At 67.4% G+C, this 22,104-nt stretch carries 24 protein-coding genes, 1 tRNA gene and 1 pseudogene; 11 read left to right on the top strand and 15 right to left on the bottom strand.

The window, feature by feature from the left end:
* Positions 1-31: 31 nt before the first annotated feature.
* Both ACZ6YG_RS23770 and ACZ6YG_RS23765 read left to right on the top strand, forming a co-directional pair.
* Positions 32-838 carry an S-methyl-5'-thioadenosine phosphorylase gene (locus ACZ6YG_RS23770; protein WP_466019226.1) on the top strand — a complete coding sequence of 269 codons (807 nt, stop codon included), beginning with the start codon at positions 32-34 and terminating at the stop codon, positions 836-838.
* On the top strand, positions 835-1,401 hold the full coding sequence (locus tag ACZ6YG_RS23765; RefSeq protein WP_466019225.1) for an RcpC/CpaB family pilus assembly protein: 567 nt from the start codon (positions 835-837) through the stop codon (positions 1,399-1,401). The genes ACZ6YG_RS23770 and ACZ6YG_RS23765 overlap by 4 nt, the downstream gene beginning before the upstream one ends.
* Here the strand turns inward: ACZ6YG_RS23765 and ACZ6YG_RS23760 are convergent.
* The gene (locus tag ACZ6YG_RS23760; RefSeq protein ID WP_466019224.1) at positions 1,388-2,266 is read right to left on the bottom strand and encodes an alpha/beta fold hydrolase; all 879 of its coding nucleotides are present in this window, start codon (positions 2,264-2,266) and stop codon (positions 1,388-1,390) included. The genes ACZ6YG_RS23765 and ACZ6YG_RS23760 overlap by 14 nt on opposite strands.
* Positions 2,267-2,351: 85 nt before the next feature.
* Here ACZ6YG_RS23760 and ACZ6YG_RS23755 point away from each other — a divergent pair, with 85 nt between their 5' ends.
* A complete protein-coding gene (locus ACZ6YG_RS23755; protein WP_187280921.1) occupies positions 2,352-2,828 on the top strand; it encodes a MarR family winged helix-turn-helix transcriptional regulator in 477 nt (158 codons plus the stop codon).
* Here ACZ6YG_RS23755 and ACZ6YG_RS23750 read toward each other — a convergent pair.
* On the bottom strand, positions 2,825-3,922 hold the full coding sequence (locus ACZ6YG_RS23750) for a D-alanyl-D-alanine carboxypeptidase family protein (protein ID WP_466019223.1): 1,098 nt from the start codon (positions 3,920-3,922) through the stop codon (positions 2,825-2,827). The genes ACZ6YG_RS23755 and ACZ6YG_RS23750 overlap by 4 nt on opposite strands.
* 1,148 nt (positions 3,923-5,070) lie before the next feature.
* On the opposite strand from ACZ6YG_RS23750, the gene ACZ6YG_RS23745 reads away from it, so the two are divergent.
* From ACZ6YG_RS23745 to ACZ6YG_RS23735, 3 genes are all read left to right on the top strand, one after another.
* Positions 5,071-5,143: transfer RNA gene (locus tag ACZ6YG_RS23745), tRNA-Arg, on the top strand.
* A gap of 490 nt (positions 5,144-5,633) precedes the next feature.
* On the top strand, positions 5,634-7,502 hold the full coding sequence (locus ACZ6YG_RS23740) for a GmrSD restriction endonuclease domain-containing protein (RefSeq protein WP_466019222.1): 1,869 nt from the start codon (positions 5,634-5,636) through the stop codon (positions 7,500-7,502).
* A gap of 88 nt (positions 7,503-7,590) precedes the next feature.
* A complete protein-coding gene (locus ACZ6YG_RS23735) occupies positions 7,591-8,250 on the top strand; it encodes an HAD family hydrolase (protein WP_466019221.1) in 660 nt (219 codons plus the stop codon).
* Positions 8,251-8,285: 35 nt separating this feature from the next.
* Here ACZ6YG_RS23735 and ACZ6YG_RS23730 read toward each other — a convergent pair whose 3' ends face one another.
* A complete protein-coding gene (locus ACZ6YG_RS23730) occupies positions 8,286-8,615 on the bottom strand; it encodes a restriction endonuclease (protein WP_466019220.1) in 330 nt (109 codons plus the stop codon).
* Between the two features lie 199 nt (positions 8,616-8,814).
* Between ACZ6YG_RS23730 and ACZ6YG_RS23725 the strand changes: the two genes are divergently transcribed.
* From ACZ6YG_RS23725 to ACZ6YG_RS23715, 3 genes are read left to right on the top strand one after another with little or no spacing between them, the layout of a single operon-like run.
* Positions 8,815-9,054, top strand: a complete 240-nt coding sequence (locus ACZ6YG_RS23725; protein WP_466019219.1) for a hypothetical protein — start codon at positions 8,815-8,817, stop codon at positions 9,052-9,054.
* A gap of 3 nt (positions 9,055-9,057) precedes the next feature.
* Complete coding sequence (locus ACZ6YG_RS23720; protein WP_466019218.1) at positions 9,058-10,203, top strand: hypothetical protein; 1,146 nt, start codon at positions 9,058-9,060, stop codon at positions 10,201-10,203.
* Positions 10,200-10,619: a hypothetical protein gene (locus ACZ6YG_RS23715; protein ID WP_466019217.1), complete on the top strand. Its 420-nt coding sequence runs from the start codon at positions 10,200-10,202 to the stop codon at positions 10,617-10,619. Before ACZ6YG_RS23720 ends, ACZ6YG_RS23715 begins: the two co-directional genes overlap by 4 nt.
* Before the next feature lie 811 nt (positions 10,620-11,430).
* Here the strand turns inward: ACZ6YG_RS23715 and ACZ6YG_RS23710 are convergent.
* The 9 genes from ACZ6YG_RS23710 to ACZ6YG_RS23670 all read right to left on the bottom strand — a co-directional run bounded on the left by ACZ6YG_RS23710 (position 11,431) and on the right by ACZ6YG_RS23670 (position 17,491).
* The gene (locus ACZ6YG_RS23710) at positions 11,431-12,795 is read right to left on the bottom strand and encodes a tyrosine-type recombinase/integrase (protein WP_466019216.1); all 1,365 of its coding nucleotides are present in this window, start codon (positions 12,793-12,795) and stop codon (positions 11,431-11,433) included.
* A complete protein-coding gene (locus ACZ6YG_RS23705; RefSeq protein ID WP_271275777.1) occupies positions 12,792-12,983 on the bottom strand; it encodes a helix-turn-helix transcriptional regulator in 192 nt (63 codons plus the stop codon). Before ACZ6YG_RS23705 ends, ACZ6YG_RS23710 begins: the two co-directional genes overlap by 4 nt.
* Positions 12,983-14,311, bottom strand: a complete 1,329-nt coding sequence (locus ACZ6YG_RS23700) for a replication initiator (protein WP_466019387.1) — start codon at positions 14,309-14,311, stop codon at positions 12,983-12,985. Before ACZ6YG_RS23700 ends, ACZ6YG_RS23705 begins: the two co-directional genes overlap by 1 nt.
* A gap of 129 nt (positions 14,312-14,440) precedes the next feature.
* Positions 14,441-14,590 (bottom strand): hypothetical protein, encoded by a 150-nt coding sequence (locus tag ACZ6YG_RS23695; RefSeq protein ID WP_466019215.1) that lies wholly within the window; start codon positions 14,588-14,590, stop codon positions 14,441-14,443.
* Positions 14,591-14,595: 5 nt separating this feature from the next.
* A complete protein-coding gene (locus ACZ6YG_RS23690; protein ID WP_466019214.1) occupies positions 14,596-14,757 on the bottom strand; it encodes a hypothetical protein in 162 nt (53 codons plus the stop codon).
* 12 nt (positions 14,758-14,769) lie between these two features.
* Positions 14,770-15,090 carry a hypothetical protein gene (locus tag ACZ6YG_RS23685; protein ID WP_466019213.1) on the bottom strand — a complete coding sequence of 107 codons (321 nt, stop codon included), beginning with the start codon at positions 15,088-15,090 and terminating at the stop codon, positions 14,770-14,772.
* 17 nt (positions 15,091-15,107) lie between these two features.
* Positions 15,108-15,815, bottom strand: a complete 708-nt coding sequence (locus tag ACZ6YG_RS23680) for a DUF2637 domain-containing protein (protein ID WP_466019212.1) — start codon at positions 15,813-15,815, stop codon at positions 15,108-15,110.
* 19 nt (positions 15,816-15,834) lie between these two features.
* Complete coding sequence (locus ACZ6YG_RS23675; protein ID WP_466019211.1) at positions 15,835-17,169, bottom strand: FtsK/SpoIIIE domain-containing protein; 1,335 nt, start codon at positions 17,167-17,169, stop codon at positions 15,835-15,837.
* A complete protein-coding gene (locus tag ACZ6YG_RS23670; RefSeq protein WP_466019210.1) occupies positions 17,162-17,491 on the bottom strand; it encodes an SCO3933 family regulatory protein in 330 nt (109 codons plus the stop codon). The genes ACZ6YG_RS23675 and ACZ6YG_RS23670 overlap by 8 nt, the downstream gene beginning before the upstream one ends.
* Before the next feature lie 142 nt (positions 17,492-17,633).
* Between ACZ6YG_RS23670 and ACZ6YG_RS23665 the strand changes: the two genes are divergently transcribed.
* Entirely contained in the window at positions 17,634-18,017 is a 384-nt protein-coding gene (locus ACZ6YG_RS23665; protein ID WP_466019209.1) for a GntR family transcriptional regulator, read from the top strand.
* A 187-nt stretch (positions 18,018-18,204) separates the two neighbouring features.
* On the opposite strand, the gene ACZ6YG_RS23660 is transcribed toward ACZ6YG_RS23665, so the two are convergent.
* Positions 18,205-19,419, bottom strand: coding sequence for a helix-turn-helix domain-containing protein (locus ACZ6YG_RS23660; protein WP_466019208.1), 1,215 nt, complete (start codon positions 19,417-19,419; stop codon positions 18,205-18,207).
* Between the two features lie 784 nt (positions 19,420-20,203).
* Here ACZ6YG_RS23660 and ACZ6YG_RS23655 point away from each other — a divergent pair.
* Complete coding sequence (locus ACZ6YG_RS23655) at positions 20,204-20,473, top strand: winged helix-turn-helix domain-containing protein (protein WP_466019207.1); 270 nt, start codon at positions 20,204-20,206, stop codon at positions 20,471-20,473.
* 166 nt (positions 20,474-20,639) lie between these two features.
* Here ACZ6YG_RS23655 and ACZ6YG_RS23650 read toward each other — a convergent pair whose 3' ends face one another.
* Positions 20,640-21,125, bottom strand: a complete 486-nt coding sequence (locus ACZ6YG_RS23650) for a YxiG-like protein (RefSeq protein ID WP_466019206.1) — start codon at positions 21,123-21,125, stop codon at positions 20,640-20,642.
* Between the two features lie 10 nt (positions 21,126-21,135).
* A pseudogene (locus ACZ6YG_RS23645) lies at positions 21,136-22,104 on the bottom strand (IS481 family transposase); the annotation flags it as partial.

Raw genomic sequence — 22,104 nt, 5'->3', positions numbered from 1 at the left:
CCCCATTCCCCCGCCCGCTACTCTCAGCGCCATGGTCATTCGCGCAGACATCGGCGTCATCGGCGGCTCCGGCTTCTACTCCCTGCTCGACGAGGCGGAGGAGGTGGAGGTCGCCACCCCCTACGGCCCGCCCAGCGACGTCGTCACGGTGGGCCGCATAGGCTCGCGTCCGGTGGCCTTCATCCCCCGCCACGGCCGGGACCACCGGTTCCCGCCCCACCGCATCCCCTACCGCGCCAACCTGTGGGCCCTGCGCTCCCTCGGCGTCCGCCAGGTCCTCGCCCCCAGCGCGGTCGGCTCGCTGAAGCCCGAGCTCGGCCCCGGCGCGATCGTGGTCCCCGACCAGCTCGTCGACCGCACCTCCGGCCGCGTCCAGACCTACTACGACGCCGGCGGCGCGGTCCACGTCTCCTTCGCCGACCCCTACTGCCCGTCGGGCCGCGAGGTCGCCGTCGCCGCCGCCCGCGCCGGCGAGTGGCAGACCGCCGACGGCGGCACGCTCGTGGTCATCGAGGGCCCGCGCTTCTCGACCAGGGCCGAGTCGCAGTGGTTCCAGCGCAACGGCTGGACCATCGTCGGCATGACCGGCTTCCCCGAGGCCGTGCTCGCCCGCGAGCTGGCCCTCTGCTACACCTCGCTGTCGCTGGTGACCGACCACGACGCCGGCGTGGAGGCCGGCGAGGGCGTCACCCACGAAGAGGTGCTGGCCTTCTTCGCCCGCAACGTCGCCCGCATGCGCACCCTCGTCTCCGACACGGTCCAGGCCCTGCCGGAGGAGCGCACGTGCTCCTGCGGGTCCGCCCTCGACGGCATCAAGCTTCCCTTCGAGCTGCCGTGATCCGCGCCTGGCTGCGGCGGTGCGAGCGGCGCCGCCGCCTCATCGCCGCGGTCCTGGCCGCCCTCGGCGTCCTGTGCGGCCACCTCGCGCTGCGCCCGCTCCCGGGCCCGGCGGTGCTGGTCGCCGCCCGCGACCTGTCACCCGGCGTGCTCCGCCCCGGCGACCTGCGCGCCGTGCCCATGCCCGCCCCGCCCGACGGCGCCCTCCGCACAGGCGCCACCGGCCGCGTCCTGGCCGCTCCCATGCGCCGCGGCGAGCCGCTCACCGACGCCCGCCTCCTCGACCGGTTACGCCTGCCGCCCGGCATGGTCGCCACCCCCGTACGCATCTCCGACCCCGACGCCGTGCGCCTGATCTCCCCCGGCTCCCGCATCGGCGTCCTCGCCGCCGGCGACACCCAGACCGCCTCCCTGGTCGCCGACGACGTGACCGTGCTGACCATCCCGTCGGCCGACGACGACCACGGCGCCCTCGTCGTCCTAGCCACCACCCTCACCCAGGCGGAGACCCTGGCAGGCGCCCAGGCGTCGGGCCACCTGTCCATCGCCATCAAACCGGCCTGATGGCCCTTGTGTGATCAAGGATGGCGTCGACGACGGTGTCCCACTGGGCGCGAGGGAAGACCTCGTGACCGGTTTGCTCCATCGCCATGAAACGTGCGCCGGGGATCTCCTCGGCCAGGGCGCGTCCGTGCTCGATGGGGAACATGGGGTCCTCGGTGCCGTGCAGCACTAACGTCGGCGCGGTGATCTGCCCGAGCCGGCCCCGCCACGGCTCCCCGGCGTCGATCATGAAGGGGTTGGTCAGCTGGGCGGCGATGTTCCTGGTGCGTCCGGCCACATGGGCGGCCATGGCCCGCATGCCCGCCTCGTCGAACGGCCTGGAGGCGGCGGCGAACGGGCGCTCGGCCTCCACCAGGTAGTCGATGACACCGGCCCGGTCGGACCAGTCGGGCCCGGGGTCTTCCTCCGCGAACAGGGCCTGAAGGTCCGCCGACATCCGCGGCAGGTCCGGGTGCTCGTGCCCGGGCCCGCCGGGCGTGGCGGAGGCGAGGGTGAGCGAGGCGACCCGGCCGGGGTGATCGAGCGCCAGAAGCTGACCGACCGCCGCACCCTGCGACATGCCGACGACGTGGGCACTGGTCAGGCCGAGGGCCTCGATCAGGCAGGCGGCATCGGCGACCAGGTCCCGCAGCCCGTACGCCGGCGCTCCCGCCGGATAGTTCGTCGACAGGCCGGCGTCCCGGCTGTCGTAGCGGATGACGTATCGGCCCCCGGCCACCAGTCGCCGGACGAAGTCCTCCTCCCATGCCAGCAGTGAGTGACCCGCGCCATGGACCAGCAGGATCGCGGGATGCTCCGGCCGGCCGAAGGACTCCGTGCTCAGCTCGACCCCGTTGACCTCGATCATGCGCTGCTCGAACGACATCACGCCTCCGCTCTTTGGTTACATGTAACGAAGACGATAGAGGAAGTCTCGTTACATGTCACGAAAATTCCTTACACTGATCCCCATGACGAGACCGCGACCGCAAGAAGAGACCGCGCGCCAGGCCTGGGCGGCCTACCGCAGGCTGCACCTGCTCGTGGACGCGGAGATCGCGCGCGACCTGGAGCGGGACACCGGCCTGTCGATGGCCGACTACGAGGTGCTGGACGCGGTGGCGGCGCTGTCCGACGACGAGCACTGCATCCGGGTGAACGGCCTCACCGCCCGGATGAACTGGGCCCACAGCCGGCTGTCCCGCCAACTCGGCCGGATGGAACGGCGAGGGCTGATCGCCCGCCAAGCCTGCGAGCTCGACGGCCGCGGCGACGACGTCGTGCTCACCGAGTCAGGCCGGCAGGTCTACGCCGAGGCCGCCCCGGCCCATCTCGCCTCGATCCACCGCCACTTCACCGCGTCGCTGTCCGCACAACAACTGGAAGCCCTGATCAGCATCGAGCAGACCATCAGCGCGTCGGCGACGAGCACGCGTGAAGAGCCCTAAAGCACCGAGTCGGCCTCGGGATCGTACTCCCAGTGCCACGGCTCGAACGGGCTGCGGTAGGCCCAGTCGGGGTGGATCCACCCGTACTTCTTGCCGTACTTCTCCAGCCAGTTGAACTCCGCCGACCGGAACCTCTCCACCCCGCCACACAGGTCCACGGCCAGCCCCAGCCCGTGGTTGCTCTTCCCCGGCACGGCCGCGAACCCCGGCCGCCGGTAGTAGACCGACTGCTGCTCCGCCAGGCTCCGGTAGGCGTCCGTCACGCACATCGGCCTGCCGAACTGCTTGCGGTAGGCCTCGTTCAGGCTGACGAACGCGATCGCCGCGTCCGCCCGCAGGCTGTGCCCCTTCTGCTGCAACGGGCAGAGCATGCTCGTCGGGATCAGCCCGTTGGGGTAGTCGTTGGCCGTGGCCGCCCGCAGCGGGTTGCACCCGAGCGCCGCCTTCTCCACCTTGTCGATCTTGATGCCGAGCTTCACCAACTGCTGGGTCAGCGACTTGACGACCTTGTCGGACTTCTTCCTGAGCAGGTCGATCTCCGCCGCCATCTGCGCCTCGGCTAGCAGGTTGCCCGCCCGCAACTCCTGCGCGTCGCCGGCCAGCCGCTGCGTGTGCAGGGTGAGCGTGCTCGTCTCCTCCACCGCGTGCTGCCGCACCGTGACCATGTGGTTGACGTTCGCCAGCGCCCGCAAGGTCTCACTGTTGGAGTCACCGGCCAGGAACGACGCCACCCCATCGGCGCCGACGGGCTGCTGGTAGAGCAGCTCGGCCAGCTGCGACACCGGCCGCCGCACCTGCGCGAGCTGCCGCTCCGCCACCTCAAGGGCCTTCAGCTTCTCCTTGAGCTCCTTCTCGGCGGCGGCGAAGTCCGTGCGGCGCTTCTCCAGAGCCTTGGTGGCGTCCTCCAGCTCCTGGGCGGAACGCTGCGCTTCCTTGCGCAGCGCGGTGAGGTCCTTCGGGTTCTCGTTCGCCCTCTTGTTCGCCTTCTTGTTCGCCGCGGCCTCGCGTACGGACTGCTGACCGGCATGCGCGGCCTGCCCGGCGGCCTGGGCCGCCCCGGCCACGGGCACGCCCGCCAGGGAGGTCATCGTCATGACAACCGCGATCAGACCTGCTGACCGAGGGGCTGGCACGTTCGACTCCTCCGCTTTGCAAACTCGTGACGCGGGTCCGGCACGCACGTTACTACAGCCCTCTGAGTGTCCGGACCGAACTCCGGAGAGCCGTTATGACATGAACGACGCTTTTGCCCCTTCAAGACGACCGCTGCCCTTGTCTGTCAGTACGCGGCGGACAGGCTTGCGGTTCTATGGCGAGCGGGATTCAGGGCGGCTGGGCTTCTCGACTTCTGGGCTTCTGGACTGCTGGGCTTCCGGCAGGTTGGGCATTCGGCACCCTCGGCTTTCGGCACGCTTGGCTTGCGGCGCCCTGGACCTCCTGCGCCCCCGGCCTCCTGCACCCCGACTTCCGGGAGGCTCGGCTCCGGGCACCTGGGCTTCCGGAAGGCTTGGCCTCGGGCACCTAGGCTTTCGACGTGCCTCGGCTTCTGGCACGGCGAGACTTCTGGGGCAGGGAGGTTGCTGGGGCTCAGGACGCGGCGCCGAGCCCCAGCCACCCCCACACCGGGAGTCAGTCACGGCGCCGCGACCCGGCCGCCACCCTCCGCTCATGCTCCCGGCAGAACTCCCACAGCCACGTGTCCTCCCACTCCTCCGGACACGCCTCCGCAGTCGGCGACGGCTTGCCCCGTGACGTCTCCCTCACCACGTCCTCCGGCTCCCGAGTCCGCGACCGAACCTTGGGCGCCACCACAGCCCTCACCACCGGCGCCTCCTCAACGACCGGAGCAGGTGCCACCTGAGCAGGCACCGGCGCCGCGAACGCCCGTACCGGATGAGCCGGCGCAGGCGCGACCACCGGCCCGAACACGACCGGCCTCTCCCCCGCCACCACACCCCGCCGACCACCCACCCGCTCGTCCCGCCCCGCTTCCCCGGCCGCCAACCCAGCAGCGAAGATCGCCGGCGCCAGCAGCGCCGCAAACAGCACCACCGGCCGCCGGCGCGCCTGCCTCCGTCGCCTCGCATCCACAGGTGGGACGGTATCCGCGTCACCTGTCCCGAAAGGTGATCACTTGCCAGGGCTTTACCGCAGCTCACACCACCCATGACGTGGGCTCCGGCAAGTCACGGGGGCCGGGTGGCACACGGAGGGCCGGACTTTCGCTAGGCTTGGTCTGTCCGCCTCCGTAGCTCAGGGGATAGAGCACCGCTCTCCTAAAGCGGGTGCCGCAGGTTCGAATCCTGCCGGGGGCACTCATCTCGACCAGGCTTTTCGTACGCTGACCTGCGGTTTCTTGACCGCAGGTCTTCTGCTTTCCAGACTCTAAATAGGTCGCCGAGGGCACCTGTGTGCAGCCGTAGGACCTTGATCACGGGATATACGCGGGATGATCTTGGAGATGCTTCTGGGCTCGAGGCCCAGGGATCGACCAGGCCCCTCTCTCCCCATACATCTCAGCTCGGCCGAACAAGAGGCACAGCGGGCTTGAGCGCGAGCGGCTCCACAGGTCAGGCGCGCATTCTCCATGGAAGGACGTCTGCAATAGGCGCCTGCTTGCGAGGCCACGCGAAGATCATGCAGTCCACAACCGCATCCCTCGTCTGATCTCGGATCGCTCGCTGATAACCACACCATCCTGTAGAAGTGCGCGTTTCCGCCCTCGAATTCGGTCGTCGTCACACCATCCAAGGCTGCTCCGGCCAAGATGTAGAGCAAGCTCAATGTCACGGAGGACAAGTTCAGATGGGGTTTCAGACACCGCTTTACAAGCTGGCCGACTACCTGAAGTGGACCACAAGCGGGGAGATTCAGCTGCCTGACTTCCAGCGCGGTTACAAGTGGGAGGAAGAGCGGATCCGCCAACTGCTTGTCACGGTCCTGCAGCGCCACCCCATGGGAGTGGTGATGCTGCTCAAGACCGGCAACGATCAGATCAGGTTCAAGCCGCGTGCGATCGAAGGTGTGGTGCTTGCTGACGGTACCGAGCCGGCCGCCTTGCTCCTAGACGGGCAACAGCGGCTGACGTCGCTGACCCAAGCACTGACCAGGAACGGTGTCGTGTCAACCAAGGACAGCCGCGGCAAGCTCATGGACCGCCGGTACTACGTCGACATCGGGCTTGCTCTCCAGGGCACGGACCGCATGGACGAGGCCGTCATCTCTGTCCCTGGCGACGGCGTGATCCGTACCAACTTCGGCAAGGACATCGTGCTCGACCTTTCCGACGAGGACAGAGAGCGGGCGGCAGGTTACTTCCCGTTCCGCTTGCTGTACGACCCGCTGAACGCCGCGACCTGGCTGACCAAGCTGCCCGACATCTCACTGATGCCAGAGTTCATGGCGAAGGTCTTGAGTCCAGCCACGACGTACGATATCCCGGCGATCGAGCTGGATAAGGAGACGAGCAAGTCGGCTGTCGCCACCGTCTTCGAGAAGGTCAACACAGGCGGCCTGACCCTCAACGTGTTCGAACTCCTCACCGCAACTTTTGCCGGCGACAAGGACTATTACGACGAGCACGGCGAGGACTTCCGCCTCAACGAAGACTGGCTGAAGACCCAGGAGGTCTTCGCCGCTCATCCGGTGCTGCACGCCGTTGAGAACACAGACTTCCTACAAGCAGTCACAATGCTTGCCACGCTCAAGCGCAACCAGGCCGACACCTCGGAGCGCCCCCCGGCGGTCTCCGCCAAGCGCGAGGACGTCCTCAAGCTCCAGCTGAGCGAATACCTTGAATGGGTACAACCTTTGCGCGTTGGCTTCCTGTGGGCAGCCACATTCCTCGCGAACCAGCACATTTTCGATCAACGCTCGGTGCCCTACGCAAAGCAACTCGTGCCGATGGCGACGCTGCGGGTAGTGCTGGGCAACGACATCGATCTCTACGGGATCCGCGAACGGATCACCCAGTGGTACTGGTGCGGTGTCCTGGGCGAGCTCTACGGCAGCGCCAACGAAACCCGATTCGTCCGGGATCTAGAGCAGGTTCCGCACTGGGCACGCGGCCAGGACGGCGCCACAACACCACGGACCATCCAGGACGCGGCATTCGTGGAGTCCCGGCTGCACTCGCTGCGGACACGTGGAGCAGCGGCTTACAAGGGGATCCACGCACTCGTTATCGCGGACGACGCAGCGGACTGGATGTACGACAAGACCTTCAACAAGATCCAATACATCGACATGAACGTCGACATCCACCACATCTTCCCCTACAAATGGTGCCTCGACCACGACATCGACGACGAGCGCCGCGAGAGCATCGTGAACAAGACGCCACTGTCCGCAGCTACCAATCGCAAGATCGGAGGCGTCGCACCGTCGAAGTACATGGCCGCTATCGAGAAGGCTGCGCACATCCCATCCGAACGGCTGGACGCCCTAGTTTCATCACACCGGTGTGATCCGAGTGCGATGCGTACCGACAACTTCGACGCCTTCTTCGTGGCCCGGCGTGAGGCCCTGGTCAAGCTGGTGGAGAAGGCTATGGGCAAGACCGTGCAACGCGACGCTTCTGAAGGCGAGATGCAGGAGTCCGCTGACCAGTTCGACGCCTCCGATGAGGCTGTCATCCCGGACGAGGAGGAGTCCTACGGCGACGAGCAACCGTGATTGCATCGGAGAGATGTTCGAGGCTGAAGTTCCCTGCCGCCGGAACCTATGTCCACGCCGCGCCCTTGCCGCTAACTAGAGTGGCCTCGTGCAGCGGCTCGCCCTCTTCGATCTCGACAAAACGCTCATTGACCTCGACACCGCGTTCGTCCGCTGGGCCGAGGAGTTCGCAGATGCCCGCTGGCTGGGGGCTGAGGGGGTTGCCTGGCTCCTCTCGCTGGATCGAGATGGGTACCCGCATCGAGAGGCCTTCTTCAGCGAAGTGCGCGAGCGCTTCGCACTGCCGGAACCTGTCGACGAGCTCTGGGCCGCCTACCGCAAGCGCATGCCGCATCTCGTACGTTGTTACCCAGGCGTGCTCGAAGCGCTGGCCAAGCTGCGCGCCGCAGGATGGCGAGTCGGAATCGTCACGAACGGTATGGCCGACAACCAACTCGGCAAACTCCAGCGGACCGGCTTGGCCGCCGCGGTGGACGGATACGCGGTTTCGGGAGTCGAGGGCGTCCGCAAGCCGGAGAGCCAGCTCTTCCACATCGCCGCCGAGCGGTGTGGGGTCAGCCTCGCCGAGGGCGGCTGGATGGTGGGCGACAACCTCATCGCAGACATTCAAGGTGCCCAGGGAGCCGGCCTACGTGCGATCTGGATCGACCGAGGCACGTGGTCAGGCCACGAGCACCGAGCCGACCACGTTGTCAGCAACGTCCTCCAGAGCATCACGATCATGCGCGGAGCTCAGGCGCAGGAGTAGCGGCGCCATATCCGCTACTCCTTACGAAGCTGCGTTCAGGCGTCGGGGCCTGGGCGACCAGATTGCGTATTGTCCGAGGCTCTCGCATTCCGAGGAGGCGTTGTCCCCGGAATGACATCGATGCTCAAGTACTGCTTGATGAGGTGCTTGAGCTCGGCGCCGTTGATCAAGGTGATCCTGTTCCGCTGGGCAAACTGCTCGCTGGCGCGCCCGAACCATGAGGTGGTGACCAGGACACCCGTCGTGGCGTTGTGGTCCGCCATGACACCGGTGAGCGCGTGGACCGCGTCCAGCCCGACAAGCCCCGCCCACCGCTTCGCCTGGATGAGACAGACTCCGCCGAAGAAGAGGTTGTTGCACAGCAAATGGCGGCTGCCGTACTAGGGAAGACTCCGCCCGCTTCGACCGCGTAGAGCCGCCAGAATGCCGTCCAAACCTGCGAGGTACTCCGTTCGGCGATATCAGACCAATCCCGACGATTCGGTTGCTCTGACTCATGCACCGAAGTCCAATGGCAACAAACCTCGATCTCATGCCCCATCACCGCGCCCGAGGGAGTCGCGCATGACCCGGGAGCAAGTGGAACAGGCGTTACGCCGAGCAGAGCAACTGACCGACGAGGCCAGGACCAGCCTCGACCGAGCGGTGACGCTGATGGCGCAGAGCATCTGGACCGGCCCAGCCGCGCAGCGCTTCGGCCAAGAGCTCACCGGACAGCACCAGGTCCTGCTCAACGCGTGCATCGAGGCCGTTGACGAACTCCGGGCCCTGCTCGCCCGTACCCCCGCCAACAGCCCCGGCTGAGCCATGGGCGAACTCGAAGGCATGGTCCCCGAGGGCGTCCGGGCGCTGAAGGCAGCCATGCACACGGCTGAGACCTTTCTAGGCTCCATCGGCGACGAGTTATGGGAGCTGCTGCGCGGGGCCTGGTTGTCGCCGGTCTCAGCCAACAAGATCCGCCAGGTAGCCGGGTGGGCCGGACAGCAAGGCCCGGAGATCAACCGGCGATTATTGCTCCTGGAGCGGATGGAGCTCGACAAGCCGGAATTGTTCAGCGGCGGCAAGCCCGTCATGGTGGACGAGGCGTTGCTCGCCCCCGGCGCGGTGCTCCCAGTGACCGGGGGCTTCTGGGACCGCGTGGGCCAGCAGATCCAAGCCACCTTCGACCCGAATCTCAACTCCGGCGACCCGGTGATCGAACTCGCCAAGGGCGCCGTCGAGGGCGCAACCGGACTAGGCCAGACCGTACTCACCATGTCCCCCAACCGCATCATCTTCGACTACTGGGGGTGGGAACGCGACGCCGGTGACGTCGCGCAAGCAGTGATCGCGGGCGTTCAGGATCCGCTCGGGTTCGCCAAGGCAGCGGCGGACTGGGACACCTGGATAACCAACCCCGAACGAGCCTTCGGACGCCTCATCCCGGACATCCTGGCGGCCCTCGGATCAGGCGGGTCGAGCAGCGTAGCCTCTGGTGGCAAGCGCATTGCCGGAGCTCTAGCGAAGGCCGCGGAGAGCACGAGGGTACGCCCTTCAGGGAAGACATCATCACTCGAGAGCGCGACTTCTGGACGCGTAGACCAAGGAACTCCCCCGCTGTTCCGGGGCGACGGCCGACGAACGGGGAGGATATTCGAGAACGGCATGACCGCCCGCAACCCTGAGATGGGCCTCGAAGAACACATGACCGGCGGGAACGGCTTGATCGCGGCTTCCGAAAGCAAGAACGTGGCACGAGGGTTCGCGATCAAACACAAGGGCTTCATCTACGAGATAGACAACTGGGGTAACGGCGAGCCCGTGAAATACAGGGACGGGGTGAAGTACCTGCTCCCTGAGCAGGAAGTTGTGTTCAAGCGGATCGAACCAGGCCAGATCAGGGGCGCTTGGCGGTTAGGCCGATTCGACCAGCCGGACACGTGGATACCCAACCCGAACTATGAACCGAGGTGAGCATGTACCGGCTTGAAGCAGTGAATCTCGCAGATGAGTCACGCCTGCCATGCGTCGTAACGCTGCGGGACATCGAAGACGACGATATTTGCGAACTCCGCTTCGACCGGCAGAACGCTGCGCCTCTGGTGTTCCGCTCTCCGGTGGATTTCGAGGACACGCTGACGGAGTTGAGGCAGGAACTTGAGCGCCAGGGCCTGCTCTTGCTGTGCAACAGGTTCCGCCGGAACGCGTTCGTCTCCTCGATGGCCCGGCAGATGAGTACGGGCCTGTCCTGCTATCTCGTGAGCCCCGGCCAGCCGGTAGACCCTGAGAAGCTCGTCGACTCCCTCGGCCCGGCCCCCAGGGAGGCCGTGGTTCTCGCCGAGGAAGCGGCGAAGTACATCGAGGGCTGGATCGCCGGCTTCGACGAGTGACGGCGCTGACTATCGACCGTAGACCTGATGGCATACCCGGTTGCGCAGACGGGACGCTGGGCGGGAAGGCGGGAACATCGCGTCGCACCTCGCGGCGATCAGGGGAACCAGCGGGTTTCCGGTACCCCGACGCGCGCCTCTTCTCTCGGTCGCTCTACCCCGGCCCGCGGATGCGGAGGGCTTCCTACGCGGTTCGACCCGAACTACGCGCTGCCTCCGGTGACGGCTCACGCCCGATGTTTCTGCCCGTTCACGCTTCACGGTTTTCACTGGCGTAGATTTCGGGCTTAGCACGGTCGAGGCCCGAGCGCTGGTCGTGGGCTCTGGCGACGGGGGAAGCGATACGGCCGGCTTCTCTGCCGTACTCAGGTGGTGTGTTGTCCCCGTGGCGCCTCTCGACCCCTCGGAGGCCCCGCCGGTGCCTGGGACGCTCGACCAGACGCCGAGAACAACGCAGGCCAGGAACCCGGCGACCAGTGCGAGCCTTGCCCGACGATCCGAGCCGTGCAATGTTGATTTCTTCGGCGGCGTCGGAGTCGCGTACCTCCTCCAGCGGAGATTGGCGGTGGCGTCGATCGGCCGGGCTCGCCTTCGAAGTGGCAGGCCGTACGGAGGTCGGCGCAGTGGAGGAAGGTTTTCGGTTGAAGGGCCAGGGCGGTCGTTCTCATCGTGCATAGGGTCTCCCTGATCACTACCCGTGCATTAAAGGTTGACGTACCATGGCGTCGCCTGGTGGGACCGACTCGGCTGACGCCGCGTATGAAGCAGAAGGCCCCGGTCGTGCCGGGGCCGAAGTCGGAGTGAAGGTGGGCTATGGGTCCAGGGCGTCGTTGATCTTGCTGTTGATCTGTGCTTGCTGGCCGTCCATGCACTTGGCGTAGACCCGCAACAGGACGTCAACGCCGTGACCGGCGCGCTTGGCGATCTCCGGTGCCGGGACTCCCGCGTTCAGCCAGAGCGACACGGCGGCGTGGCGAAGGTCGTACGGCCGGGCGGCTAGCGACGAGGCAGCCTGTGCCGGGGTGAGGGCGAGCTTCCGGGCCTCTTGCCAAACGTAGGAATACGCCGAGCTGGAGTAGCTCCCATCGGTGCCGGTCCGGAAGATCCTGCCGTCCTTGGCAGTGCCGTACTCGACGATGTGCTCGCGGAGCATGACGACCAGGACGGGTGGGATCGGGATCTCTCGCGTCTCCTTGTCCGCGCGGTGCTTCAAGCTGCGCGACTCGTGGGTCTCGCCGGAGTTGGTCCAGCGCTTCGTCCCCTGTGGCCGAGCCCGCTCCAGGACGATCAGGCCCCAGCCCGACGCAGGCAGGGTGCAGTTCTTCAGCCGCAGATCGGCCGCTTCCTCCGGCCGTAGGGCTGCGTAGTAGATGCAGGCGAACAGCGCTTTGAGCCGCGGACCTCGCTTGCGCCCCACCTTGGGCACGGCGTCGAGGAGCTGACGCGCTTGGGCCGGGTTGACCACGGTGCGGGGGTCGACGACCGTCACGGCTTTGGGCGCCGTCCACTTGATCGCATCCAGCGGATTGCCGCTGAACACCTTCTGTTCAACCGCATGCTCCAGCAGGTGATGAAGGACGGCACGCTTACGACGCACCGTGTTCGCACCCGCTGGCTTACCGGCGAACGTGACTGAGATGGCGTCGAGGGCCGTACGGAGAACGTCTGCCTCCCCGAGGGTCGACAGCGGAAGCGACGCCCGTTCCAGCCAATGCAGAGTCGCCGTCTGCGCCGTGGTCAGGTCGACCCGCCGCTTCTCCGGAAGCAACGCATGAATCCTGAGCACCTCCCGCAGTTCCTCCGCAGAGGGACGGCGCGGCGCGTCCGCCACCAGGGCGGGGATGAGGCTCAGGAGCGCGTATGCGTCCGTTTCCCGAGTTCGAGCCGCCGAGGTGTTCCAGCGCCAAAGCGCGTACGACTGCGCGAACTCCAGGAACGACGGACCGGAGGTTGGCGGCGCTGCCATCGACACCGGCAGGCCGGTGGCGACATCGAACTCTTCCCCCAGCTTGGCCGCTTGCCGAAGGTCGGACATGAAGGCGTTGGCCAGGCCCTTGGTACGGAAGCTCTTCGACCTCTCCTTGCCCGCCACCCGCCAGCGCGCGACGAAGCTCGACGCGCCACCATTGGATCTTTGCTGGATCTGGCTGAAACGCACGTCGTAGGTGGTGTTCACACTGCCTCCCGTCGCGAGTCGAGCCAGGCCATGAGGTCGCTCCGCCAGACGCGGAGTTCGAGGTTGGGCAGTTGAACGCAGACCGGCGCACGGCCGAGTTCGCGCCAGCGGTAGAAGGTGCGGCGAGAGACCCCACCGAGTTCGGAGAGGACCTGCGGAACCGTCAGCAGCTCGTCACGCCTGCTCATCAAGCATCACCACCAGTGGCGGGAAGCCGTGTGCCGGTGAGTGCGGCGGCGAGGAGTTGGTCTCCGAGGGAGAGGCCCTGTCCGGCGTACTCCCAGTGGGCGATGACGAGGACGGTGTCTTCTTCGAAGAGGGGCAGGCGGCCGGTGGTGATGTTCTCGGCGCGCTTGTGTTCTTCGCGAGCGGCGCGGAGGGCGCCGAGGGTGGTGGAGTAGCGGCGGGATTTGGTGGAGAAGTGGCCGCGGAAGCCGAGCATGTGCGCCCACTGGATCAGCCGGAGGTCGGCCAGGTCTTCCAGGGTGCCCAGGCGCAGGCATGCGGCGATCAGCCGGCGGGCGTGCGGCCGGATCGGGAGCGCGTCGAGGTCGTCGAGGAGTTGGATGCGCCGGTCCAGGGTGCCGACGCATTCAGCGGCCTTGGTCGCGTACTTGGCGATGTAGGCGGCGACGGCCTGCTCGGTGAGTTCGCCGTCCAGGGTTATGCGGCGGACGTCGAGTTGGCTCCCCCAGCGGAAGACACGGCCGAGTGGCTTGATCTCTGCGGTCACGGCTGCCGCCGCGTGCTGGACGGCGTCGGCCAGGGCCTCAGCCGTGGCCCAGGCAGGGGGCGGCGAGGTGGGGCCGTCTGGACCGTCGAGGCGGATCACGGCGTGGAAGTGGACGACGCCGCGCCGCTGGTACTCGGCGACCTTGGCGAACGAGATGACCGCCTGCTCACGCAGGGCCTTCAGCGTCAGGCCGGAGAGCTTGGCGAAGCGGCGGCGCAGGGCCTCGGTGAAACGCCGCCACAGCTCCGGGCTGATCGCGTTGAACAACACCGACCCGTCGTAGTCGTAGCAGTCTGGGCACAGCGGCTCCCCGAGCCGCGGATCGTCGGCAGCGTGCCGGACGGTGCAGGACATGATGCGGCCGTGCGGGCAGGTGGCGGCATTCCGGCGGGCGTGGCAGGGCAGGACCTTGCCGTTCTTCTCCCGCCGGACATGCACGGCTCCGAAGGACGGGGCGGTCAGGGTGACGAACAGGCACGGATGCGCGCTGACCGTCTCCGGCACGCTCTTGCCGCCGACCAGGCCCGCGCGGATGAGTTGGTAGGTGTCGGCGCGGTAGATCTCGGCGCAGGCCGGGCAGCGGGAGGCGCGGCGGGTCTTGCACGGGACGCGCAGGATGCCGTCGGGTTCGGTGCGGGTGGTGTAGCGGTGCAGGAGTTGGCCGGTGGCCTGGTCGTAGTGTTCGACCTTGCCGCGCAGGTGGATGGGTTGGCGGCAGCCGCCGGTACGGCGGATCTGGGAGGCCCAGCGGTCGTAGTCGGGGTGGTTGAGCCGGTCGATCATTCCGGCGACGGCGTGGGAGTGGGCAAGGCAGGGCAAGATGGGACCGTCCTATCCAGTCAGCTGGTGTGGGATGGCCCCCGGCCTGGCGGACGTCTTGGCGGATGTGTGGCCAGGCGGGGGGCGCTACGGCTATGCGCCGTGGGTGTCGAAGCCGGTGCCGTGGCAGTCGGCGCAGGTGTCGTCGGTGAGCCCGGTGCCGCCGCAGGTGCAGCAGCGGTAGCGGGCGATCGGGATGGCGTCGAGGATCTCGGGCCAGTCGGCCCAGGGCTGTTCGGTCATGGCGGTCACCGGCTCTTGCGCGGGCTGATCGTCACGTACATGCGGTAGCTGCGGGGCCGGGTCCGGTCGGGGTAGGCCCGCGACATCGAGGTGACGTCGAAGGCGTCGCGCAGGTGGAGCATGCCGAGCGCGATCTCGGCGCGGTTTCCTTCGAGGCGGATACGCATGGCGGTTCTCCTTTAGTTGGCGTCGGGTGTGATGCAGTCGCGGTAGCTGTCGTGGGCGGCGTGGCGGCCGCGGGCGTCGGACAGGATGGCCACGGCCCGGTACTCGACAGGGCCGAAGCGCACCGACGTGGTGTAGTGGCCGCCGTCCGGGTCGGCCGTGCTGCCGAGAAGGCGGGCGATGGTGTCGATCTGGGCGCGCATCTGGTCGTCGTCGCCGTGCTCGGCGAAGTAGTGCATGACGGCCCTTCGTGGGGTGGGCACGTCGGGGTTGGCTTGGAGGAAGGCGGCCAGGTGGATGAGGCCGTGAACGAGGGCGAGGCGGTCGTCGGGCATCGGTGATCTCCTTGTCCTCATGCGGTACGCAGGGTGCGCAGCAGGTCTGAGGCGAGCTGGTTGGACACGCCCAGGCGGGCGCGGAGCTGGTCGCGGGTGATGGGCTTGCCATAGGTGGTGCGGTGTTCGTCGGCGACGCGGCGGGCGTAGTCGACGAGTGCCGGGTCGGGCGTGGGCCCGTCCTGCCTGTCGTCTTGGCCGTCCTCGGTAGCGGGGACGAGCGCGGGACGGTCCTCATACGGGACCGCGGCCGGGACGGCTTGCGGACGTTCGGGGACCGGCGGGGACGCCGCTGTCCAGGACGGGGACGTCTGCGGGACGTCCGAGGACGGCTCCGTACGGTTCGCTTCGGCGCGGCGCTCCAGCATGGAGACGGCGACGAGGAACGCGGCGGCCGGGGTGGCAGCGGTGATCCAGCCCCACACGGTCGGGTCGGCCTGTTGCAGGTTCGCCGCCAGCGACAGAACGATGCCGCCGGCCAGGACGAGGACGGGCCAGGAGACCGGGCCGCGCCGGATGCGGCCGGTCCTCTTGTCACGCTGGCGCTCGCGAGCGGCCATCACGCACGTGAGGTCGATGCAGACGGCCACGGCCCAGGCCATCCAGCCGCTCTGGCCGTGCTCGGTGGCGGTGTCGCGGATGTGGGTAAACGAGCCCGCGCCCGCGATCAGGGCCAGGACGACGACCGGGCCGGTGTCGAGCAGCCAGGCGGCCAAGCGGCACATCACGGTTCCTCCCTTCTGGTCAGGCGGTCTGCGAGTCGGGCAGCTCGTGAGGCTGCGCGGCCATCACGTCCGCCCAGGACGGGGCGAGAGCGGCGTAGGTGCAGGCGGCGTATTCGGCCGCGGCTTCACTGACGTAGAAGGAGCGGGCCCGGTACCACTGACCGTCCTGGCTGGCGACGATCGCGACGCCGGGCGTCTGGGCAGGGATGGCGCGGGCGGAGTCGAGCGCGGCCGGGTCGAGGTCACCGAGGGTCATGGTCGCGGTCTCCGGGTCGTTGACCCGATGGCAGATCCGGCCCGAGCACTGCGCCCGCAGCGCCGTGACGCCGGGCCCGAGGTCGGAGCCGATCCGCTGGCCGCAGCAGAACAGGTAAATGCCGAACGCCCGCCCGAGCTGCGCCACCCGCAGCAGCGCGGTAGAGGTCTTGGCGATCTCGTCCTTCTCACTCTTGTCCGCCATCAGGTACAGCTCGGCCAGCTCGTCCACCAGGACCACAACCGGGACCGGCCGCATGGTCGGCGGCAGTTGCCAGATGTTGCGCGCGGCAGCCATCCGGCACACGCCCATCCGGTCCGTCATGAGCGCCACCAGGTCATCGAGCAGCCCGCCGCATTCGGCCCGGGTGGTGGCCAGCGCCGACAGGCGCGGCGCGTACGGGGTGAACTCGACCCCGCCCTTGAGGTCGAAGCCGACCAGCGCCACCGGCTGCGGCGCCAAGCCGACGATCAGGGCGTTGGCGAGGTTGGACTTGCCGGACTGCGTGGCCCCGGCGTTCAGCCAGTGCGGGACGGTCTTGAAGTCGACGACCCACGGCCCGCCGGTCTCCAACCGGCCCACGGTGACCTTGAGCAGCTCGGGCGAGGGCGGCAGCTCATCGACCCGCACCAGCGGGTCGCGCATGGTCGCGGCCAGCCGGACCCGTCCGGGCCTGTCGGAGGAGACGCGCACGGCGTGCACGCCCCAGGAATGCGCGAGCCGTTCGGCGACGTCGGCGTAGTCGCCAGGTATCTGTCCTTCCAGGGTGTGCAAGGTGACGCGCCAGCCGTGCCGGGTCGGCATTGGCAGCCACATCCAGGGCTTGGTGTCCACGGCGACGCGCTGGAACTTGCGCCGGACGCGGATGACGCCGGTCGAGGAGACGAGGCCGGGGACGGTGGTGAACCAGAAGCGCTGCCGCTTCTTGGTCAGCCCGCAGCCGAGCGCGACCTTGCGCCAGGTGGCCCGCACGGTGATGGCAACGATCGGGAAGCCGACGACGAGCCAGAAGGAGCGGTAGTGGAAGCGGCGCCAGGCCCAGAGCCCGGCCGCGACGGCGGCCAGGACTCCGAGCATCGACCAGTGCTGGTCAGACATCGGCGGCCTCCCGTAGCGGGAGGAGGGCGGTGGCGCGGTAGGAGATCCCCCACCGGCCGGCCATCTCCCAGACGTAGCCGAGCAGGCCGACCGCGTTGACCGGGTCGCCGGCCTTGATGGGCGGCTCTCCGGTGATACCGATCTTGACGAGTTCGATGCGGCCGGTCTCGTCTTCGACGGAGACGGTGACCTCGTAGACGGTGTTGCCGTTCTTGTCGGTCTTGATCTCGCCGGTGTCGCGGTTGAGGACGCGCGGGCGCGGGGCCTTCACGCAGGTGATGGTGAGCTTGTTCGTGTCGACGGGGATGGGGACGGTGCGCATTGGTGCAACTCCCTTGAGTGACTGTGCTGGATATCAAGATACCTAGATATCTAGCTCTTCAAACTGAGAACGCCATGATCTTTTCGAGATTGGTTACAGGTTGCCCAGGGACCTAGGCATCTAGAACGTCTACTGTGGAGTCATGGCAACCACTGACCGGCGCCGGCCGTACCTGAGGATTGCCGAAGACATCCGGCGCGACATCGCCTCAGGCCGGTATGCCGTGGGAGAGCAACTCCCCGTGGCACGCGAGCTGTCCGAACAGTACGGCGTGGCCATGATGACCATCGGCAATGCCCTGGCTGTGCTCCGCGACGAAGGGCTCATCGAGACTCGCCAGGGGTCGGGCAGTTTCGTCACCCGCACCCCTGACGATGTCGAAGCCGCCCCCTCCCCCGGCGAGCACAGCGAAGAGTTCCGCATCATCTCCGAGCAGTTGCGCGAGATCCGTCAGCACATGAGCAAGCTGGCGGTCAGGCTGGACGAGCTAGACGCTCGGACTCGCCCTGATCAAGCCGAGAAGTGATCCTGATCGCGCGCTGGTGGAGTTCGGCCAGGTCGACGGTTATCTCCGCCAGCTCGCGAAGCAAGATCTGTCGTTCAGTCTCACTGAGACCCACGTACCACCCCATTGTGTAGGTAGGACGCCGAAGCGCCCCCGGGTTACCTGATGGGTGGGGAGCCATTGCGCGGATGGCCCTCCATTGTCGCGCTCAGAGCAGCCGCATCACCTTTGCGAGATTGAGGATCTCGCGCTGACGATGCAGCTTGCCGCTGTCTCGCAGGTCGCGCACGATGTTGCGGACCAACGGACGGTTCCGGACGTGCTGAGGCGCGATCCGGTCGGCACGGAGCAGAGCATCTGCGGCTTCGTTCTCCTTCCTGTTCATGTGGTAACCGGCCGCGGTGCAGGTCCAGTAGTGAGCCTGGCGCTCGGACGAGGCGATCTCGGCGACCTCGACGTGTTCGGCCCGCGAGATGACCTCACGCGGACGGCCCAGCTCCATGCTGACCTCGACGGCGTGGATAGTGGTGTTGACACGGTTGAACTGGGTCTGGAATGCGTTGCCGTCGCGCGGCAGGACCTCGGCGACGCGGCGAGCCTCCTCAAGGTGGTCCTCCGCCTCTCGCTGATCCCATAGCCGGGAGTACGCCACGGCGGCCCTCAGATGCAGAGCACCCCACATCGCCTTGACCGTGTCGTTTCCGCTCACATGCGGCTCGATCTGGTTCAGCGCCGACAGAGCCACGTCCTTGGCCGGGTCGAGCTGTGCTTCGTGCAGCCACACCCCGCACAGATCCCAGCTTGCTGCGGCGATCAGCTCAGGCGAACCCACGTGCTGAGCGGCGACGAGTTCGCGCTGTACCGCCGTCCAGCCGAGATCATGGTGTCCCAGCAGGTTCGACGACACCCGGGCCATGTGACAGGCCCGCAGCATCAACGCCTCGGCCCGGTCGCGATCTCCGGAAGAGCTGCTGATGATCGCGATCAGGTCGGTGAGGATCCTGGGCAGCACCTCACCCAGGGCGGTGAACTTGGCGTCCTGGCGAAGCAGCTCGGCCAGGCGAACGTTCGCCTCCAACTCTTGCAAGCTCCGCGGCTCCCGGGCCGTCGGCAACATGACGCCGCCGGGAAGCGAGGCTTGCTGCAGGGCGAGCCGTAGTCCCGGAACCGCCGCGTGACCGGAGTCGAGTTCGGGCGTCTCGTGTTGGTACGGCTGGCCGGTCAGCTCGGCGACCTCTATCCCGAGTACCTCGGCGAGCTGGCCGACGACGCTCATCCGGTCCAGCGGCATCCGCCCGTTCTCCACCTTCGACAGCCAGGAGACAGAACGGCCGATCTTCTCGGCGAGAGTTGCTTGATCCCAGCCCTTACGGTGACGAGCCCGCGCGATCCGCTGACCCTGCGTCGCATACTCTGTTGCCACGTCCGAGCCCCTTCCTCTCGCCGTCGCTTGCTTCGACGATAAGGCGGGTGACCTGCGTCACTGGCAGAAAAACTGCCAGTCGGCGGGCGCGCGAAACCGCAGGTCAGCCTTCGACCTGCGGAAACGCTCGTCACAGATCAGCGATAAATCGTGACGCTGAGTGCGCGTTGGTGGTTGACCCGGTGCGTCGTTACCTCGCCTTCCCCGTCATGAGCTGCCGCCACAACAGCTCTGTGTCGCGGACCCTCTCCCACGGACTCTCGGTGATCACCCACGGAAAGACCGACCGGTCATAGCGCCGAATAAAGGCGAGCCCGCCAGCCCGGCACTGCTCGAAGACCACGTCCAGGCATTCACAGGTGTAGTCGCGGACGCGGATTCTGGTTGCTTGTGGCTGATGGAGCGACCATCTCACAGCTAGCGCGTGCGGCCGGGGTGAGGCGGGATGCCTGCCATGAAGATCGTCGAGCGGGGTCACAGGTCCATCAACCTCCGTAGCTCAGGGGCACCCTAGTCGGCGACGCCGAGCCAGGCCGCGAACACAGGGGTAGGCGCTGGTGAGCGGTAGCCAGCTCTAGCCGCGCGATGCACCCTCACGGGGCAGCCAGCCGGAGCGCACGGGCGGAGCCCCACCCGGAGGGGCTCTGAACCGTCGCTCACCAACGCCATGTCACCAAGCTACCAATCCTGTAAGCCCCTGTCCACTCCATGAAGCTTCATGCAGCTCCGTGGAATGCCACGATCCGCACTGAAGGAGCATGAAACGCCCTCCTATTCTCATACCGTGGCCAGATACGTCGAGCACACACGCACCTGGGAGTACGAAGAGGACCGTTCCCGCTGGGAGCAGATCCTCGAAGTCCTCATGGAGCGGATCGACTCAGGAGAATGGGGAACCAAGTTCAAGATCTCCGAGGTCAAGCTCATGGAAGAGTTCGGAGTCTCCCGCCCCACCATACGCAAGGCCATGGAACGCCTCAGAGCCGCCGGCAAGATCTACACCGTCCCCAACCTCGGCAGCTTCGTCACCTCAACCGAGCCCGCTGAAGGATAGGTACCAGCCAGGGATCAGGCGGTACAGCCGAGCGGCTTCGAGTGACAGGCGAAAAGACCTGCTTAGAGCCGCAACGGCTCAATGTCAGGTCTCAGGACCTGTGTGACAGATCCGGCTCGGGAGGTGGGTGACACTCCGGCTAGATGATCTGTCGTTCTCTTGGTGCCTATTGAACCGGGAATTCGTGGCCGTGTCCCGGTGACGGGGGCGGAAGTTCTTCGATGGTCAGGTCGGAGAAGACCAGGGTGAGGTCGTGCGCGTTGGTCTCGATCCGGACTTCATGGAAGTCGATGCCGATGGCTGCGGCCCAGCTGCGGGCGGTGGGTGAGTCGGTGATGAGCGTGGCGCCGGGATAAAGCTCCTGCCAGTTGACGCCCCAGACGTATCCGTCGAGCTCGACGCCGGTTTCGTAGGTGGTGAGCCGGTCATCGAGCGATACCCGCCAGGTGTGGGCCGGCAGCGCGGTGGTGCAGGTGGCCTGCACGCAGTACCGGAACAGGTAACGCCGCGTCGCCGGTGTGGTCCCGGTCCGGGGATCGGGCATCGGCAGGATCACGAGCTGGTAGTCGCGCAGGTGATCCACGAAGCCGTGCCGCAGCAGGGCCTGGTCGAAGAGGTCGTCTAACGCCTGCTGCAGCTTGATCACGTCCATGGACGCAGTTCTACCCGCCCGAGGTGACCTTCCGTTGGTGCTGGGGCTTGCGGACTTTGAACCGGGCGATCGGCTTGGTGGTGGTGCGGGCGACCTCGGCGATGACCTGGCCGGCATGTGTGGTGATGCGGAAGGTCCCGTCGGTGTCCTCGATGGTCACGGTCGTTGCGGCGTGGCCGATACCCACCCGGATGCGCTGGCCGGCGACCGAAAGCTGGCCGCGGCTGCTGACGCGCCGCTGCCCGCGGACGGGTTCGGCGGCCGGGCGTGGTTCGGGCCCGGCGGGACGGGCGTCACGCAGGCGGGCCATCTCGGTGCTGGTGAGCGGGTTGGGCAGGGTGCGCAGCAGCGTGTGCCCATCGCTCAGGTGCAGCACGGCACCGTCGATGCGGACGGTCAACCGGCGCCCGGCGAACTGGTAGCCGACCGAGTACTGCCGGCCGCCCAGGGCGACCAGGCCGCTGGCGTTGATGGTCCGGTCGACCTCGACCGCCCCGCCGACGCCGGGCCGGACCGGTGCGGGAGCGGGCCGGATGCGCCTGCCGCCCTCGACGATCAGCCGTTGCAGGTGCTGTGGGGTGAGCCGGGACGGGACCTTCTTGATCCTGACCCCGCCGGCCAGCAGCTCGACGGTGCCGGTATCGGCCCGCAGCGTGATGGTGAGGCCGGCGCGGTGGGTGCCCAGCCAGAACTGCTGCCCGCAGACGGCCAGGTTGCCCGAGGCGGGAACGACCCGGGTGAACTCCACCGCCAGCTCGACCGAGTCAGTGTCGTCAGTCGCCACCAGGTCGGCTGTCTCGGCCTGCGTCGACGGCATCATCACGGGCTCAGGCTGAGGTTCGGGCGCAGCTCCGGAGTGCGGATCGCAGGGTGCGCGCAGGGCGGGCGGCAGCCGCAGCGGCAAGGCGTCCTCGTGGCGGGGGCGGAACCGGTCGGCGGGCCGGCTCATGTCCAGCGCCTGATGCGGCCGGTGGGTGTT

This window comes from Nonomuraea sp. NPDC054003 (genome assembly GCF_055585125.1).
The sequence above is the reverse complement of the archived record's forward strand: the minus strand, read 5'-3'. Positions and strand labels throughout refer to the sequence as shown.

Bases quoted from the DNA above. Each gene is read 5' to 3' on its own strand.
- ACZ6YG_RS23770 (WP_466019226.1), top strand. From the start codon at position 32: ATGGTCATTCGCGCAGACATCGGCGTCATCGGCGGCTCCGGCTTCTAC.
- ACZ6YG_RS23760 (WP_466019224.1), bottom strand. From the start codon at position 2,266: ATGTCGTTCGAGCAGCGCATGATCGAGGTCAACGGGGTCGAGCTGAGC.
- ACZ6YG_RS23755 (WP_187280921.1), top strand. From the start codon at position 2,352: ATGACGAGACCGCGACCGCAAGAAGAGACCGCGCGCCAGGCCTGGGCG.
- ACZ6YG_RS23750 (WP_466019223.1), bottom strand. From the start codon at position 3,922: ATGACGATGACCTCCCTGGCGGGCGTGCCCGTGGCCGGGGCGGCCCAG.
- ACZ6YG_RS23740 (WP_466019222.1), top strand. From the start codon at position 5,634: ATGGGGTTTCAGACACCGCTTTACAAGCTGGCCGACTACCTGAAGTGG.
- ACZ6YG_RS23725 (WP_466019219.1), top strand. From the start codon at position 8,815: ATGACCCGGGAGCAAGTGGAACAGGCGTTACGCCGAGCAGAGCAACTG.
- ACZ6YG_RS23720 (WP_466019218.1), top strand. From the start codon at position 9,058: ATGGGCGAACTCGAAGGCATGGTCCCCGAGGGCGTCCGGGCGCTGAAG.
- ACZ6YG_RS23705 (WP_271275777.1), bottom strand. From the start codon at position 12,983: ATGAGCAGGCGTGACGAGCTGCTGACGGTTCCGCAGGTCCTCTCCGAA.
- ACZ6YG_RS23700 (WP_466019387.1), bottom strand. From the start codon at position 14,311: ATGATCGACCGGCTCAACCACCCCGACTACGACCGCTGGGCCTCCCAG.
- ACZ6YG_RS23695 (WP_466019215.1), bottom strand. From the start codon at position 14,590: ATGACCGAACAGCCCTGGGCCGACTGGCCCGAGATCCTCGACGCCATC.
- ACZ6YG_RS23690 (WP_466019214.1), bottom strand. From the start codon at position 14,757: ATGCGTATCCGCCTCGAAGGAAACCGCGCCGAGATCGCGCTCGGCATG.
- ACZ6YG_RS23685 (WP_466019213.1), bottom strand. From the start codon at position 15,090: ATGCCCGACGACCGCCTCGCCCTCGTTCACGGCCTCATCCACCTGGCC.
- ACZ6YG_RS23680 (WP_466019212.1), bottom strand. From the start codon at position 15,815: ATGTGCCGCTTGGCCGCCTGGCTGCTCGACACCGGCCCGGTCGTCGTC.
- ACZ6YG_RS23675 (WP_466019211.1), bottom strand. From the start codon at position 17,169: ATGTCTGACCAGCACTGGTCGATGCTCGGAGTCCTGGCCGCCGTCGCG.
- ACZ6YG_RS23670 (WP_466019210.1), bottom strand. From the start codon at position 17,491: ATGCGCACCGTCCCCATCCCCGTCGACACGAACAAGCTCACCATCACC.
- ACZ6YG_RS23665 (WP_466019209.1), top strand. From the start codon at position 17,634: ATGGCAACCACTGACCGGCGCCGGCCGTACCTGAGGATTGCCGAAGAC.
- ACZ6YG_RS23650 (WP_466019206.1), bottom strand. From the start codon at position 21,125: ATGGACGTGATCAAGCTGCAGCAGGCGTTAGACGACCTCTTCGACCAG.